General features: G+C 69.1%; 14 protein-coding genes. 8 read left to right on the top strand and 6 right to left on the bottom strand.

Annotated features, from left to right (window positions below; translation table 11 throughout):
* From E3N94_RS02235 to E3N94_RS02200, 8 genes are all read left to right on the top strand, one after another.
* Nucleotides 1-648: D-alanyl-D-alanine carboxypeptidase (locus E3N94_RS02235; RefSeq protein WP_174776113.1), on the top strand; the 648-nt coding region annotated here is incomplete at its 5' end.
* 28 nt (nucleotides 649-676) lie between these two features.
* Nucleotides 677-1,267 carry an isochorismatase family protein gene (locus E3N94_RS02230; protein WP_134569693.1) on the top strand — a complete coding sequence of 197 codons (591 nt, stop codon included), beginning with the start codon at nucleotides 677-679 and terminating at the stop codon, nucleotides 1,265-1,267.
* A gap of 95 nt (nucleotides 1,268-1,362) precedes the next feature.
* Nucleotides 1,363-2,109: an alpha/beta fold hydrolase gene (locus tag E3N94_RS02225; RefSeq protein WP_198416244.1), complete on the top strand. Its 747-nt coding sequence runs from the start codon at nucleotides 1,363-1,365 to the stop codon at nucleotides 2,107-2,109.
* 549 nt (nucleotides 2,110-2,658) lie between these two features.
* Nucleotides 2,659-3,945: an MFS transporter gene (locus E3N94_RS02220; protein ID WP_198416243.1), complete on the top strand. Its 1,287-nt coding sequence runs from the start codon at nucleotides 2,659-2,661 to the stop codon at nucleotides 3,943-3,945.
* Between the two features lie 155 nt (nucleotides 3,946-4,100).
* Nucleotides 4,101-4,937 (top strand): DUF4397 domain-containing protein, encoded by an 837-nt coding sequence (locus tag E3N94_RS02215; RefSeq protein ID WP_104099408.1) that lies wholly within the window; start codon nucleotides 4,101-4,103, stop codon nucleotides 4,935-4,937.
* Nucleotides 4,938-4,977: 40 nt separating this feature from the next.
* The gene (locus tag E3N94_RS02210; protein WP_166790032.1) at nucleotides 4,978-5,625 is read left to right on the top strand and encodes a class F sortase; all 648 of its coding nucleotides are present in this window, start codon (nucleotides 4,978-4,980) and stop codon (nucleotides 5,623-5,625) included.
* Between the two features lie 29 nt (nucleotides 5,626-5,654).
* Nucleotides 5,655-6,311: a sigma-70 family RNA polymerase sigma factor gene (locus E3N94_RS02205; protein ID WP_241987035.1), complete on the top strand. Its 657-nt coding sequence runs from the start codon at nucleotides 5,655-5,657 to the stop codon at nucleotides 6,309-6,311.
* Nucleotides 6,298-7,122, top strand: coding sequence for an anti-sigma factor (locus E3N94_RS02200; protein WP_134569692.1), 825 nt, complete (start codon nucleotides 6,298-6,300; stop codon nucleotides 7,120-7,122). Before E3N94_RS02205 ends, E3N94_RS02200 begins: the two co-directional genes overlap by 14 nt.
* Nucleotides 7,123-7,141: 19 nt before the next feature.
* Here E3N94_RS02200 and hpaD read toward each other — a convergent pair whose 3' ends face one another.
* From hpaD to E3N94_RS02170, 6 genes are all read right to left on the bottom strand, one after another.
* Nucleotides 7,142-8,218 carry a 3,4-dihydroxyphenylacetate 2,3-dioxygenase gene (gene hpaD, locus E3N94_RS02195; protein WP_104194199.1) on the bottom strand — a complete coding sequence of 359 codons (1,077 nt, stop codon included), beginning with the start codon at nucleotides 8,216-8,218 and terminating at the stop codon, nucleotides 7,142-7,144.
* An 82-nt stretch (nucleotides 8,219-8,300) separates the two neighbouring features.
* Nucleotides 8,301-9,851, bottom strand: a complete 1,551-nt coding sequence (gene hpaE, locus E3N94_RS02190; RefSeq protein ID WP_134569691.1) for a 5-carboxymethyl-2-hydroxymuconate semialdehyde dehydrogenase — start codon at nucleotides 9,849-9,851, stop codon at nucleotides 8,301-8,303.
* Between the two features lie 3 nt (nucleotides 9,852-9,854).
* Complete coding sequence (gene dapA / locus E3N94_RS02185; protein WP_134569690.1) at nucleotides 9,855-10,814, bottom strand: 4-hydroxy-tetrahydrodipicolinate synthase; 960 nt, start codon at nucleotides 10,812-10,814, stop codon at nucleotides 9,855-9,857.
* 113 nt (nucleotides 10,815-10,927) lie between these two features.
* Entirely contained in the window at nucleotides 10,928-11,698 is a 771-nt protein-coding gene (locus tag E3N94_RS02180) for a GntR family transcriptional regulator (RefSeq protein ID WP_104099414.1), read from the bottom strand.
* A complete protein-coding gene (locus tag E3N94_RS02175) occupies nucleotides 11,695-13,290 on the bottom strand; it encodes a fumarylacetoacetate hydrolase family protein (RefSeq protein ID WP_134569689.1) in 1,596 nt (531 codons plus the stop codon). The genes E3N94_RS02180 and E3N94_RS02175 overlap by 4 nt, the downstream gene beginning before the upstream one ends.
* Before the next feature lie 13 nt (nucleotides 13,291-13,303).
* The gene (locus E3N94_RS02170; RefSeq protein ID WP_134569688.1) at nucleotides 13,304-14,659 is read right to left on the bottom strand and encodes an MFS transporter; all 1,356 of its coding nucleotides are present in this window, start codon (nucleotides 14,657-14,659) and stop codon (nucleotides 13,304-13,306) included.
* Between the last annotated feature and the right edge of the window lie 199 nt (nucleotides 14,660-14,858).

The raw sequence follows: 14,858 nt of genomic DNA, 5'->3' as shown, positions 1-14,858 counted from the left end.
GGCGCGGCCTTCGCCGCCGCGCTCGGCGGCGGCGTGAGCGTCAGCGTCGGCACCGCGCCGGCCGGGGCCGAGCAGCTCGCCGCCGCCCGGTCCCAGCCCGTGTCCGTGCTGATCGGGCAGTCGCTGATCGTGTCGGACAACACCCTCGCCGAGATGCTCGCCCGGCTCGTCGCGGTGGAGTCCGGGGCCGGCAACACCTTCGGCGCCCTGCAGGAGTCCGTCGTCGCGGCGCTCGACGCCTATGGCATCGACACGACCGGCATCATCATCCGGGACGGCTCAGGCCTCAGCGACGACAACGCCGTACCGCCGTCGTATCTCACCCGGCTGTTCGTCAAGATCAACGCGCGCGACGGCGACCTCGGCGTCATCTTCGACGGCCTACCGATCGCCGGTGGACCCACCGGATCGCTGTCCTACAGCGACCGGTTCACGGGCGACAACGCCGTCGCCGACGGCGCCGTCTTCGCCAAGACAGGCTGGATCGACACCGGCTACACGCTCTCCGGCATTATCCGGGCGGCCGACGGCACGCCGCTCACCTTCGCCGTTTACGCGCTCGGGGATGTGAGCGATAATGCGAAGCAGGCGCTCGACACCATCACCGCCGGGTTCTTCCGCTGCGGCGACAACCTGTCGAACTCCTGACTTCAACCGGCGACAGAAGGAGCAATCCGTGACCAGGGCCCTGTTCATCATCGACGTTCAGAACGATTTCACCGAGGGCGGGGCCCTCGCCGTCGAGGGTGGGTCTGCGGTGGCCGCGGGCGTCAGCGCGCTGCTGGCGGAACATCCGGATGCCTATGACGTGATCTTCGCCTCCCGCGACTGGCACGACCCCGACAGCGACAACGGCGGACACTTCGCCCGGGCCGGCGAGCCAGGCTCCACGGACTCCTGGCCCGTGCACTGCGTGGCGGGCACCCCTGGCGCCGAGTACCACCCCTCGCTGCTGGTGCCGGACACGACCATCCACATTCGCAAGGGGCAGGGCCAACCGGGCTACTCCATTTTCGACGGCATCTCGGTGGGCGGCGAGAAGACGGGCGAGCTGCTCATCGCGAACGGGGTGACCGACATCGACATCGTCGGCCTCGCCACCGACCACTGTGTGCGCGCGTCCGGCCTGGATGCGCGGGGCCACGGCCAGCATGTGCGGGTACTGACCGACCTCGTCGCCGGCGTCGCCCCGGACACGAGTGACGCGGCCCTGGGCGAGCTGGCCTATGCCGGTGCCGTGCTCGTCACCTCCGACGTGGTCGTCTGAGCGTGGGGGTGACCGGCCGGGCGAGTCCGGCCCCGGCGGGACCGGCCGCGGCGGGACCGGCCGCGGCGGTTTCTGCTCCGGCGGGCTCTACTCCGGTGGGTTCTGCAGGCGGGGCGCTGTTCGCGCAGCGCCTCGACGGCGTGCGGATCGCCTACGACGTCGTGCCCGGCGAGCGCCCGATCCTGCTCGTGCACGGGTTCGCGTCGACATCGCAGGTCACCTGGGTCGGCACCGGCTGGGTGCGAGCCCTGCAGGACGCCGGGCGCGGCGTGATCACCCTCGACCTCCGCGGTCACGGCCGCAGCGACAAGCCGCACCGCAGCATCGACTACCTGCCCCGGCAACTCGCCGCCGACCTCGTGGTCGTGCTCGACGCCCTCGGGCTGGAGCAGGTCGACGTGGTCGCCTATTCGATGGGCTCGCGCGTGGCGGCGGCGCTCGCGCGGCTGGCGCCGTCCCGGGTGCGCCGACTGGTGCTCGGTGGAGCCGGGCCGAACGAACTGTTCGAGACGTGGCATCCGGATGCCGTGCGCCGGTTCGTGACCGCCGGCACCGCCGGCGCCGACCCGTCGATCGCGGCGATACTGGGTGCCGCGATCACCGCCGGCGCCGACCGTGAGGCCCTCGTGGCGTGCGTCGGCGGGGTGGCCGGCTCCTCGCTGGACGTGCCGGTCGAGATTCCCGTGCTCTACGTCGCCGGCGGCGCCGACTCCATCCCGGCCGGGGTCGCCGAACTTGCCCGCGCGCGCGGTGCCGACTACCTCGAACTGGCGGGCCGGGACCACGTGAACACGCTCACCTCCCGCGAGTTCAAGCGCGCCGCACTGCAGTTCCTGGCCTGAGCGCCCTGAGCGCCCTGAGTCCGGGCTTTCGCTCGCCTCTTACGCCCCGAACGAATTCGACGGAGATTTTGCCTGCATCGCCCTAAACACCTTCAGAAACCCGCACATATCGCAAAATCTCCGTCGAATTCGTTCGCGCTGTGGGGCGGAGCGCGTGGGGGCTGCCCGAACCGCACAAGAGATGCTGCGCATCCGGCTGGCGCTGCTGGGCAACCGGCCGGTGTTGGGGCTAACTCAGGAGATCCGTCCGGGCCGGCCCGGACATCCGCGCTGGTTCCGCACTGGTCCGGGGCGGCCGGGCCACCGGGCGACGGATGTCCTGAGTTGGCCACGCGCGCGAGCTCGGCTGGCCCTGGCCCTGACCCTGACGAATTCGACGGAGATTGTGCCCATAACCGCGTCCAACACTCCGAAAACCCGCACATATTGCAAAATCTCCGTCGAATTGGTTCGCCGCCGGCTGGGGGGAGTGAGCCCCGGCGCCTCCCCTAGGCTGGGGGCGTGCGGGCCTCGCTGCCGAGGCCGCCGAAGGCCGACCGGGGGACCGTCATGACAACCGACATCCAGGATGCGATGGGTTCGGTTTCGACAGGCTCGACCACCGGATCCGGCTCGTTCACCGGCGCCCGGGGCAGGAAGTACTGGCTCGCGCCGGCCGCCGCGATCTTCGCCGTCGCCTGGGGCGGCAACGAATTCACCCCACTGCTGGTGATGTACCGACAGGCGGACGGGTTCTCCAACCAGCTGGCGAACCTGCTGCTCGGGGCCTACGTACTCGGCATCATCCCGGCGCTACTGATCGCCGGCCCGCTGTCGGACCGGTTCGGCCGCCGACCGCTGATGCTGCCCGCGCCCTGGGTCGCGATCGCGGGGAGCGTGCTGCTGGCCCTGTCCGCGGGAAATGTGCCCATGCTGCTGGCCGCCCGCATCCTCTCCGGCGTCGCCCTCGGCCTGGCCATGGCCGTGGGCACCAGCTGGGTGAAGGAACTCTCCGCGAGACCGTTCGACTTCGGGGCCGACCGTTCCTCGGGGGCACGACGGGCGACCATCGCGCTGTCCCTCGGTTTCGCACTCGGCGCGGCGAGCTCCGGAGCGCTGGCCCAGTGGGCGCCGTTCCCCGGCGTGCTGCCGTACGCGGCGCACACCGTCATCGCCGTGCTCTTCGGCCTTCTGCTGTTTTGCACCCCGGAGTCCCAGGGACGGGGCATCGCGGCCGGGGCCCTGCCGGCCGTCCACCCGGCCATCTCCCCGTACCCGCGGTTCCTGCTCCTGATCGTGCCGGTGGCGCCGTGGGTCTTCGGAACGGCCACGACCGCCTACGCCATCCTGCCGGCGCTCGCCGCGACCGAGATCCCGTCCGCGCCGGTGGCTTTCGCGGCCCTGCTCTGCGTGGTGGCTCTCGTCGCGGGAGCGTCGCTGCAGCTCTTCAGCCACCGCATCACCGCCGGGCACAATGCCCGAGGAATCATGTTCGCGCTGATGCTGACCGTCGGGTCGCTGCTGCTCGCATCCGTCGCCGTGAGCCCACCCGTGCTCTGGCTGATTTTGCCGGCGGCGGCCCTGCTCGGCGCCGCGTACGGCCTGCTGATGGTGTCGGGGCTGCAGGAGGTGCAGCGGATCGCGCCGCCCGACCACCTCGCCCGGCTGACCGCGATCTACTACGGCATCACCTACCTGGGGTTCTTCGTGCCGTTGGCGCTGTCCCTGCTCGAGCCGTGGCTCGGCTACCCGGCGATGTTCGCGGGCGGGGCCGCGTTCTCGGCCGTGTCGCTGGTGGTGGTGATGCTGGTCTTCCGCCGGGACATCTCCCTGCATCGCGCCGCGGCGAGCCGATGAAATCGCGCGCGACCTGCAGCCCGCAAAAAAAGTTTTACAGAGATTTCCATGCATGTGCATCCGTTTGGGGACGTGCGAGAGAAGTAGGGGTTAAAGAGGTTTCAAGAATCTCTTCAGAGTGACCCACTCACAGATCCATTACGCAGGAGGAAACGATGCACAAGTCCCTCAAGATCGGAATGACGGCCAGCGCTCTCGGTGCTCTCGTCGCCCTCGGCGGTCTCGCTCCGGCACAGGCAGCCGAAGACGTCGCGAAGCTGTCTGTGTTTCACGGAGTTCCCGGCCTCACCGTCGACGTCTACGTGAACGACAAGCTGACCCTGGACGACTTCAAGCCGGGCGACCTCGCCGGTCCGCTCGACCTCGCTCCCGGCACCTACAAGGTGGCCATCACCGCGTCGGACGCAGCGGATGCCAGCGCACCTGCCATCGGCCCGGTCGACCTCCCGCTCGAAGCCGGTAAGAACTACACCGCCGCCGCGCACCTCGACGAGGCCGGCAAGCCCACGGCGTCGCTGTTCACCAACGACATCTCGCAGCTCGCCGCCGGGGAGGGCCGCCTGACGGTTCGCCACGTGGCAGCAGCCCCCGCGGTCGATGTTCTCGCCAACGGAGCCGTCGCGATCACCGCCCTGGTGAACCCGAAGGAATCCGTGCTCACGTTGCCGGCCGGCACCATCTCGGCCGCCGTCGCCGCAACCGGAACGACTGACCCGGTGATCGGCCCGGCAGACGTCAACGTCGCAGAGGGCACGAACACGATCGTCTACGCGTGGGGCAGCCTGACCGACAAGAACCTGGCCCTGGCCGTTCAGACCATCGACGGGCTTCACTCCAACCCGGACAGCATCCCCGCCGGTGAGGCCGGTCTCGTCGCCACCAACCAGGCGGACGACTCCATGGGGCTCATGGTCGGTGGCTTCGCCGCCGTGCTGATGGGTCTGGTCGCCGCCGTCGTCGGTATGCGTCGCCTGTCCGCGGCTCGCCGCTAGTCACGCCAGTCAGAAAGGGAGATCCACAATGAGAGCCACAGTGGGCACTTTCACAGTGCTCGCTGTGGCTCTTGCCCTGCTCACGGGCTGCAGCAGCGCCCCGAGCACATCATCGCCCACGGCCTACGTTCCCCCGACGAACGCAGCGCCGACTCCGACGCCGTCGGCCCCGCTGCCCGTCGCCGAGGTCGACGTGCCGACCGTCAGTTCCTCGCTGGATCAGAACCAGACCCCTCAGGCCCGGCCGCCCCAGACCATCCGAGTCGACTCCCTCGGAATCGACATGGCAATCGAGTCCGTCGGTCTGGCCGACGACGGGGCGATGGAGCTGCCAAAAGACCCCTCGCTCGCCGCCTGGTATCGCTTTGGACCGTCACCGGCCAGCACCACCGGCGCGACCGTGATCGCCGCTCACGTCGACTCCCTGATTTACGACATCGGACCGTTCGCCCAGCTCGCCTCGGCGCGTGCGGGCACCGAGATCGTGGTGACCACCGACGACGGTCAGGAGCGTCGCTATTCCGTGGAATCCGTTCAAACCGTGGTCAAACAGGATGTGCCCTGGGACTCGATCTTCGACCGGTCCGGTCCCAACCGGCTCACCCTTGTGACCTGCGGCGGCGAATTCGACTACTACGCCCGCACCTATCTGTCCAACGTAATCGTCTCGGCGAGTCCAATCGCATGACCCAGGCACCATGACGCAGAGGGGTGGCTATGCTGGTCATCACGGTGGTCGAGGCTTGCTCTCCGGCGGAGCCTGACATGTACGACCTCCCGATGCGCTCACCAACCGGGGGAAACCGATACGACGTGACGGCACTCACCGACGAAGACGACCACGCCCAGCTCGTTCTCGCGTTTCGGGCGGGAGACGAACGTGCGCTCGCCGAGGCCTACGCCCGCTGGTCATCCCTCGTCTACACGATCGCCGTTCGTTCGCTCGGCGATCCCGGCGAAGCCGAAGACGTCACCCAGAAGGTCTTCATCGCCGCCTGGCGCGGGCGGGACGGATTTGATGCGTCGCGGTCGCCTCTGCCGGCCTGGCTCGTCGGGATCACTCGGCACACCGTCGCGGATGCCCACGAGGCCCGCTCACGACGGCGGCGGGTCGAGGAGGCTGTCCTCGTCGACACCGCGCTCAGCCAGACCGACGAATCCGCCGACATCGCGGATCGTGTGCTGATGAGCGACGAACTTCGCCGGCTCGGACCCGTTCCTCAGCAGGTGATGCAGCTGGCCTTCTACGACGATCTCACGCACACCCAAATCGCCGATAACCTCGGACTGCCGCTCGGCACCGTTAAGAGTCACATCCGCCGAAGTCTTTCGAGACTGCGCACCAGATTGGAGGCGAACGATGACACACATTGACCGGGAAAACCTCGCTCTCATCGCAATGACAGAGTTCGACCTCACCGAACCCGAACGCCAGCACCTGTCGGAATGCCCCGAGTGCTCCTTGGAACTCATCGCCCTGCAGCACACCGCCCACGTCGGCCGGTCCGCGCGCAGTGTGCAACTCGTGGAGCCCGGCGATCGAGTCTGGGCCGGTATCCACGCCGCCCTCGGCCTGTCCGACGCCGTGGCCGCCACCCCTGGGCGCAGCGGCTACGAGGCAGCGGACCAGCCCCCTACAACGGTCGAGCCTGTCGAGACCCCTGCACCGGTGGTCGAGCCTGTCGAGACCCCGTCCGCCACGGTCACCGACATCGGCTCCGCCCTGCGCCCCCTCCCACGACGCCGCAACTGGATGCCGATGGCCGTGGCCGCCGGCATCGCCGGACTGCTCGGCGGCCTCGGCGGCGGCATCTGGTGGCAGTCCGCACAGCAGCAGGAACCCGCGCCGGTGCTACTCGCCGAGGCCCAGCTGGACCCGTACCCCGGCTGGGACGCCGCCGGCAGCGCCTACGTCGCGAAGACGGCCGACGGCCACCGGGAGGTCGTGCTCGACGTCACCGGGGTGAGCGCCGACACCGATTTGCGCGAGGTGTGGCTGATCAAGGCGGATGCGTCCGGGCTGATCAGCATCGGACTGCTCGACGGTGAGTCCGGGCGCTTCGCCATCCCCGACGGCGTCGACCTGTCGCAGTACCCGCTGGTCGACGTCTCCGCGGAACCCGACGACGGCGACCCGCAGCACTCCGGCGAGTCGATCCTGCGCGGGGAACTGCGCACGGCCTGACACCACCCGCACGTGAGTGTCAGAGCGTATTGCCGAGCTTGAAGCCGTGCTCCACGTCGTTCTTGCGGGTGTACGAGAACCCGTCGGCGCCGACCGTGACGGCCATCTCGCTGGACTCGGTGCGGGCCATGACCGGCTGGGGGTTGCCGTCCAGATCGAGCACCAGTGAGGCATCCGTGTACCAGCTCGGCACGACCGCGTTGCCCCACCAGTCGCGGCGCTGATTGTCGTGCACGTCCCAGGTGACGACGGGGTTGTCGGGGTCGCCGGTGTAGTAGTCCTGGGTGTAGATCTCGACCCGGTGGCCGTCGGGGTCGCGCAGGTAGAGGTAGAACGCGTTCGAGACGCCGTGGCGGCCGGGGCCGCGCTCGATGACGTCCGACATCCGCAGGGCGCCGAGCTTGTCGCAGATGTAGATGATGTTGTGCTTCTCGTGCGTGGAGAAGGCGATGTGGTGCATCCGCGGGCCGTCGCCGCCGGTCAGGGCGGTGTCGTGCACGGTGTCCTTGCGGCGCATCCAGGCAGCGTAGGTGACGCCGTCTTCGTCCTGGATGTCCTCGGTGACGCGGAAGCCGAGGTCCTCGAGGTAGCCGCGGCCGAGTCCCACGTCGGGGGTGACCTGGTTGAAGTGGTCTAGGCGCACGAGGGCGCCGGGACCCTGCAAGTCGTAGCGCCAGGCCAGGCGTTCGACGTGGTCGACCGAGTAGAAGAACTCGTAGGGGAAGCCGAGCGGGTCTTCGACGCGCACGGAGTCACCGACACCCTTCACGAACCCGTTGATGCGGCGTTCGGTGCGGCAGCCGAGCTCCTGATACCAGGCCTCGGCCAGACCCACGTCTTCGGGGGCGCGCACCCGGAAGGCCATCGCGGCGACTGCGGCGACCGGGCCCTGGCGCAGCACCAGGTTGTGGTGGATGAACTCCTCGAAGCTGCGCAGGTAGATCTCGGTGTCGCTCTCCTCGGTCACGACGAGGCCGAGCACGTCGACGTAGAACGCGCGCGAACGGGCCAGGTCGGTGACGACGATGTCCATGTAGGCGCAGCGCAGGATGTCCGGCGGGGTCGCGGTCGGCGTGGGGATGGGGGTGGTGGTCATGGAATCCTCCTCATTGAGATGTCGCGGTGGTCGAGCGTGTCGGTGGTCGAGCGTGTCGGGACCCGGGACCGGGGACCCGAGATCAGTGGGCGCCGAAGCGGGCGGTGTGCACAGGCCCGAGGGAAACGTGCACGGCCTGCTGCTCGGTGTAGAAGTCGATCGAGCGGTAGCCGCCCTCGTGGCCGAGGCCCGAGGCCTTGACCCCTCCGAACGGGGTGCGCAGGTCCCGCACGTTGTGTGAGTTGAGCCAGACCATGCCCGCCTCGATCGACTGCGCGAAGGTGTGCGCCCGGGTGAGGTTGCTGGTCCAGATGTATGCGGCCAGGCCATACTTGACGCCGTTGGCCAGCTCGAGGGCTTCTTCGTCGGTGTCGAACGGCGTGATCGCCACGACCGGTCCGAAGATCTCCTCCTGGAAGATGCGGGCCGTCGGGGCGACATCCGCGAACACGGTCGGGGACACGTAGTTGCCCTCCGGCAGGTTCTGGGGGCGGCCGCCGCCGGCGAGCAGGCGGCCCTCGCTCTTGCCGATCTCGACGTAGCTCATCACCTTGGCGTAGTGCTCGGGGTGCACGAGCGCGCCGACCTCGGTGGCAGGGTCGTGTGGGTCGCCGACGACGATGTTCTGTGCCCGGGCCGCATAGCGGGCGCAGAAGTCGTCGTAGATCGGGCGTTCCACCAGGATGCGGCTGCTGGCGGTGCAGCGCTCGCCGTTGAGCGAGAACACCCCGAACAGGGTCGAGTCGAGCGCGGCCTCGAGGTCGGCGTCGGCGAAGACCACGGCGGGGGACTTGCCGCCGAGCTCCATCGACATGCCCTTGAGGTTCGCGGCGCAGTTGCGGTAGATGGTCTGGCCCGTGGTGGTCTCGCCCGTGAACGAGATGAGGGGGACATCCGGATGCTTGACCAGCGCGTCCCCGGCCTCCTCACCCAGCCCGTTGACCAGGTTGAAGACCCCGTCGGGCAGCCCGGCGGAGCGGAAGATCTCCGCCCACAGGCTCGCCGACAGCGGCGTGAACTCGGCCGGCTTGAGCACGACCGTGCAGCCGGCGGCCAGTGCGGGGGCGAGCTTCCAGCTCTCCAGCATGAACGGGGTGTTCCACGGGGTGATCAGCCCGGCCACGCCGACCGGTTTGCGGAAGACGTAGTTGATCTGGCTGCCTGGCACCTGGTAGGTGTCGTCGGTCTGCGCCACGATCAGGTCGGCGAAGAAGCGGAAGTTCTCGGCTGCCCGCTTGGCCTGGCCGAGGGCCTGGGTGATCGGCAGGCCGGTGTCGAACGTCTCGAGTTCGGCGAGGCGGGCATCGTGGGCCTCGACGGCGTCGGCGATCTTGTTCAGGATGCGGGAGCGTTCGCGCGGCTTCATCCTCGGCCACGGCCCGGCCACGAAGGCGTCGGTCGCGGCGGCGACGGCGAGGTCCACGTCTTCCTTCTGGCCGGCTGCGGCGGTGGCGTAGGTCTGGTTCGACACCGGGTCGAGCACGTTGAAGGTCGCGCCGGAGACGCTGTCGACGAACCGGCCGCCGATGAAGTGCTGGATGCGGGACGGCAGGTTCTCGGGCACGTGCTGCGCGCGGGTTCTCGTGGTGGTGGTGTCGGTCACGGTGGTCTCGGTTATGGTGGTGTCGGTCATGGCTCAGGCTGCTTTCGGGGTGAAGCCGGCGACAGTGAAGCCGTCGACGGGGGAGAGGTACTGCTCGCCGGCGGCCAGGAGCGCCTGCATTTTGGCGATGCCCGCATCCGTCGGGGTGATCAGCGGCGGGCGCACGAAGCCGCTCTCGATCAGGCCGCGCTGCTCGAGCACCCATTTGCCCGGGGCCGGGTTCGTCTCGACGAAAAGCAGGTCGACGAGTGGGTGCAGGCCGTAGTGGATGCGTCGGGCCGTCTCGATGTCGCCGGCCATCCACGCGTTGTACATCTCGACGTGCGCGACCGGGGCGATGTTGCTCGTGGCGCTGATGTATCCCACGCCGCCGAGGGCCAGCAGAGGCAGGCAGAGCAGTTCGATGCCGCTCCAGACCAGCAGTTCGGGGCCGCAGAGCTGCAGCACCCGGGAGAAGTGCTCGAAGTCCTTGGTGGTCTCCTTGACGCCGACGAAGTTGTCGAAATCGCGGTAGAGGCGGGCGATGGTCTCCGGTGCGATGTCCACGGCGGTGCGGCTGGGCACGTTGTAGGCGACGATCGGCAGGTCCGGAAACTCCTCGGCCACGGTCTTGTACCAGAAGTAGAGGGCTTCCTGGGTGGGGCGGGCGTAGTAGGGGGTGATGATCAGGGCGGCGTCGACGCCGGCGTCCTGGGCCGCGGCGGTGAGCTCGAGGGTCTCGTCGAGCTTGGCCGAGCCGGTGCCGGGCATGAACGGCACCCGGTCGCCGACCGCGGCGGCCACGGTGCGGATCGCGCTGGCACGTTCGATGATGGTCTGCGAGCTCGGCTCGCCGGTGGAGCCGCCGAGCGAGATCCCGTGCGTGCCGGAGGCGAGCTGCCAGTTCACGAGGTTGGTGAGGCCGGCGTGGTCGACGGCGCCGTCGGCCCTGAACGGGCTCATCAGGGGCGCGATAGAGCCTGTGATCTGACTCGGGTCGGTGCGGAACTTCATTGTTCTTCCTTTCGAGGGCAACGGATGCGTCCGCGACTGTTGCCGAATCGGACGAATGTTCCCGGTGTGCGGGCAACAGTCGTCCGTTACGGGAACAGTTGCGGGATTGGCTGTTAGGGGGTGGAGGCGGTGGGGGCGGTGTGCTGCTGGGCGAGGAAGGCGTTCAGGGTGCCGAGCCGGTGGTCGCGCGCGGCCAGTTCGATCTGCAGGGGATCGGCGCCGTCCTTGATCAGGTCGAGCAGCGCGGTGTGCTCGGCGACGGACTCGTGCGCCCGACCGGGCACGAAGCTGAACGTGGATTCGCGAAGGGTGCCGAGCCGGCTCCAGCCCCGCTGCACCAGGTCGAGGATATGCGCATTGCTGCAGGCCTCGAACAGGGCCGAGTGGAACTCGCGGTTCAGGCTGGTGAAACGCACCGGGTCGAAGTGGTGCAGGCACTCGTCCATCTCCGCGTTGATCTCCCGGGCGCGCAGCAGCGTCTCCGGGTCGAGCCGCGGCGCCGACAGGGCGGTGGCGTAGCCCTCGACGAGGGCCAGCGTCTGCATCGTGTGGGTGTACTCGGTGACGTCGAGCATGGCCACCTGGGCGCCGACGTTGCGCTCGAACGTGACCAGCCCCTCTGCCTCCAGCAGTCGGATGGCTTCCCGCACCGGCACGGTGCTGACACCGATCTCCCGGGCGATCTGCCCGAGCACCAGGCGGTAACCCGGGCTGAAGCTGCCGTCGGAGATGCGGGCCCGGATCCACCGGTGGGCGAGCTGCGCCTTGCTCAGCGACGCCTCCGCGCCGGTGGTCGAGACGCCGGTGGTCGAGCCAGTCGCAACGCCAGTCGAGCCCGCCGAGCCTGTCGATCCAGTCGATCCTGTCGAGACCGAGGCCGTCATGCCTGTTCCTCCAGCCAGACCCGATACCGGGCCTTCCACTCGGCGTTCATCGGGTAGAGCCCGTCGACGCCGTGCCCGGCCGTGACCATGGCGGCGATGAAGGTCTCTTCGCGCTCCTGCACGATGGCTGCGGCGACCACCTCCTCAACCAGGTGCGGCGGGATCACGATCAGCCCGTCGGCGTCCCCGACGATCACGTCGCCGGGCTGCACGGATGCCCCGCCGCAGGCCACGGTCAGGTCCGTGTCCCACGGCACGTGCCGGCGTCCGAGCACGGCAGGGTGCGGTCCGGCGTGGTAGGTCGGGATCTCCAGGGCGGTGACGGCCGCGAGATCGCGCACACCGCCATCCGTCACGATGCCGGCCGCGCCGCGCATCTGGGCGCGCAGGGCGAGGATGTCGCCGACCGTGCCCGTGCCGCGCTCGCCGCGGGCCTCGATCACGAGCACGTCGCCCTGTCCGAGCGAGTCGAAGGCGCGCTTCTGGGCGTTGTAGCCGCCGCCGTGCGACTCGAACAGGTCCTCCCGCGCCGGAATGTACCGGAGTGTGCGGGCCCGGCCGACGAGACGGGCGCCCGGCCGGGTCGAGCCGAGGCCGTCGATCGACACCGAGTTGAGCCCGCGCTTGCGCAACTGGGCGCTGAGGGTGGCGGTGCCCACACTGTTGATCCGGGCCTTCAGCTCGGGGGTGAGGGCGAACGGCGGGGGCGTCTGCTCCGCTGTGGGTGCGGTGACGGATGCCGGTGCGAGCCCGGCCGCCTCCGCCGAACCCCACGCCTCGGTGCGCTGCAGATCGTCGACCCGCGGGCCGGCCCCGAACGCGCCGAACGGCACCGTGCCCTGCCGAATCGGGCTGACGAGGCGGCCGGTGCGGGGTGCGCCCGGGGCTCCTGGGGCATCCACTTCGACCTCGACGATGTCGCCGGGCACGACGACCGACGATCCGGCCGGCGTGCCGGTGAGGATCAGGTCGCCGGGCTCGAGCGTGAGCAGCTGCGAGAGGTCGGCGACGAGCCGGCCGAACCCGAAGAGCAGGTCGGCGGTCGTGTCCTCCTGTACGAGCGTGCCGTTGACCCAGGTGCGGATGCGCAGCGCTGCCGGGTCGAGGCCGGCCGTTGGCAGCAGTGTCGGCCCGACGGGGGTGAAGCCGTCGGCGCCCTTCGAGCGCAGGTTCGAGCCCTTGTCGGCGTAGCGCAGGTCGTACACGCCGAAGTCGTTGGCACAGGTCACGTGCGAGACCGCCGCCCAGCCCTCCTCGGGCGAGACGCCGCGGGTGCGGCGCCCGATCACCAGCGCGATCTCGCCCTCGAACACCAGCAGCTCGCATCCGTCGGGCCGTTCCACCGGCGTGCCGCTGGAACTCCGCGACGACGCCGGCTTGAGGAAGTACGACGGCTGCTCCGGCGTGCGGCCGCGCTGGGCGGCCCGGCTCGGGTAGTTGAGGTGCACCGCAATGATCTTGCCCGGTGTGGCGAGATCGGTGGTGGCGGTGACGCTGATACCCGCGCTGTTGCTTGCGCTGCCGGTCGCGCTGGTGCTTGCGCTGTTGCTTGCGGTGACGTCGGCGGCGCCCACGGAGGTCGAGTTCGGCATGTTTTGCGGCTTTCTAGTCGTGCTGGGAAATGCCGAGCGGGACTCCACGGGTTTCCTTCACCACGGAGACCGCGACGAAGGAGATCGTGGCCAGCACCATGATGTAGATGCCGATCGACGGTGACCAGGCGGTCTCGTCCAGCAGCAGCTGCGCGATCAGGGGAGCGAACGCCCCACCGAGGATGGCACCCATGGCGTAGCCGATGGACACGCCCGAGTAGCGTACCTGAGCCGGGAACATCTCCGCGTAGAGCGCCGCCTGTGGACCGTACGAGAAGCCGAGCCCGCTGGCCAGCACGACGAGCGCCACCGTGAACCAGAGGATCTCGCCGGTGTCGATCAGCAGGAACATCGGGATGGCCCAGAGGAACAGCCAGGCGTAGCCGAACTGGAACGTGCGGATGCGCCCGATCTTGTCGGAGAGGATGCCGCCGATCATCGTCGACGCGAGCCAGAACGCGGCGGCGATGGTGCTGGCCAGCAGCACGGGGGAGCGTTCCATGCCCAGGCCGCCGGCCTCGACCGGCTTGGTGGCGTAGGAGGAGAAGAACGCGATCAACAGGTAGCCGGCGGCGTTGTTGGCGATGAAGATCAGGGCGGTCAGGATGACCTGGCGCCAGTGGCCGCGGAAGAGCTGGCGGAGGGGGGCGGCCGATTCCTTCTTGCGATCCTGCATCTCCTTGAAGACGGGGCTCTCGTCGACCGAGCGGCGAATGATGAAGCCGACCACGATAAGCAGCACCGAGACGAGGAACGGGATGCGCCAGCCCCAGGCGAGGAAGGCCTCCTCGCTCATCGTGCTGGTCACCAGGAGCATGACGCCGGTGGCGAGGATGAGCCCGGTCGGCACGCCGATCTGCGGGTACGCGCCGAAGAATCCGCGCTTGTTGACCGGGGCGTGCTCAACCGACATCAGGGCGGCACCGCCCCATTCCCCGCCGGCCGAGAAGCCCTGCAGGATGCGCAGCACGATCAGCAGGATCGGCGCCCAGACGCCGATCTGCTCGAAGGTCGGCAGGAGGCCGATCAGTGCCGTGGCCGCGCCCATGATGACGAGGGTCAGCACGAGCATGGCCTTGCGGCCGAGGCGGTCACCGAGGTGGCCGGCCACGACCGCGCCCAGCGGGCGGAAGAGGAAGCTGATGCCGAGGGAGGCCCAGGCCACGAGCTGCGCCAGACCGGCGTTGTCGTTGGCGAGCGGGGCGAAGTACAGCCCGGCCAGCACGAGGCCGGCGGCCTGCGCGTAGATGAAGAAGTCGTACCACTCGATGGTGGTGCCCACCATGGTGCCTGCGAGGACCCGGCGTTCCTCGTGTCGTTTCGCGACGGTCGCTTTCGCGGCGCTCGCTCGGTCGGTCGTCAATGCCATGGAATACCCCTTTGTATTTCCCTGTGTGGTGCTGGAATCGTGCGATCTCGAAACGGTATCACAGATCGTATATTATCTACAGGGTTAGGAACGGGGTCGTCCGGGGGCCTGGATGGTGCCGCCGTCTCGTGGTCCGGATGCCGCCGTGCGCCGGGCCGGCTGCCGGCGCCCGGTCGGCGGCGCCCGCCCGGTCGGCGGC

It is taken from the genome of Cryobacterium sp. Sr3, assembly GCF_004402835.1.
Taxonomy (GTDB): Bacteria; Actinomycetota; Actinomycetes; order Actinomycetales; family Microbacteriaceae; genus Cryobacterium; species Cryobacterium sandaracinum.
This window is presented reverse-complemented; position numbering and strand designations above follow the sequence as displayed.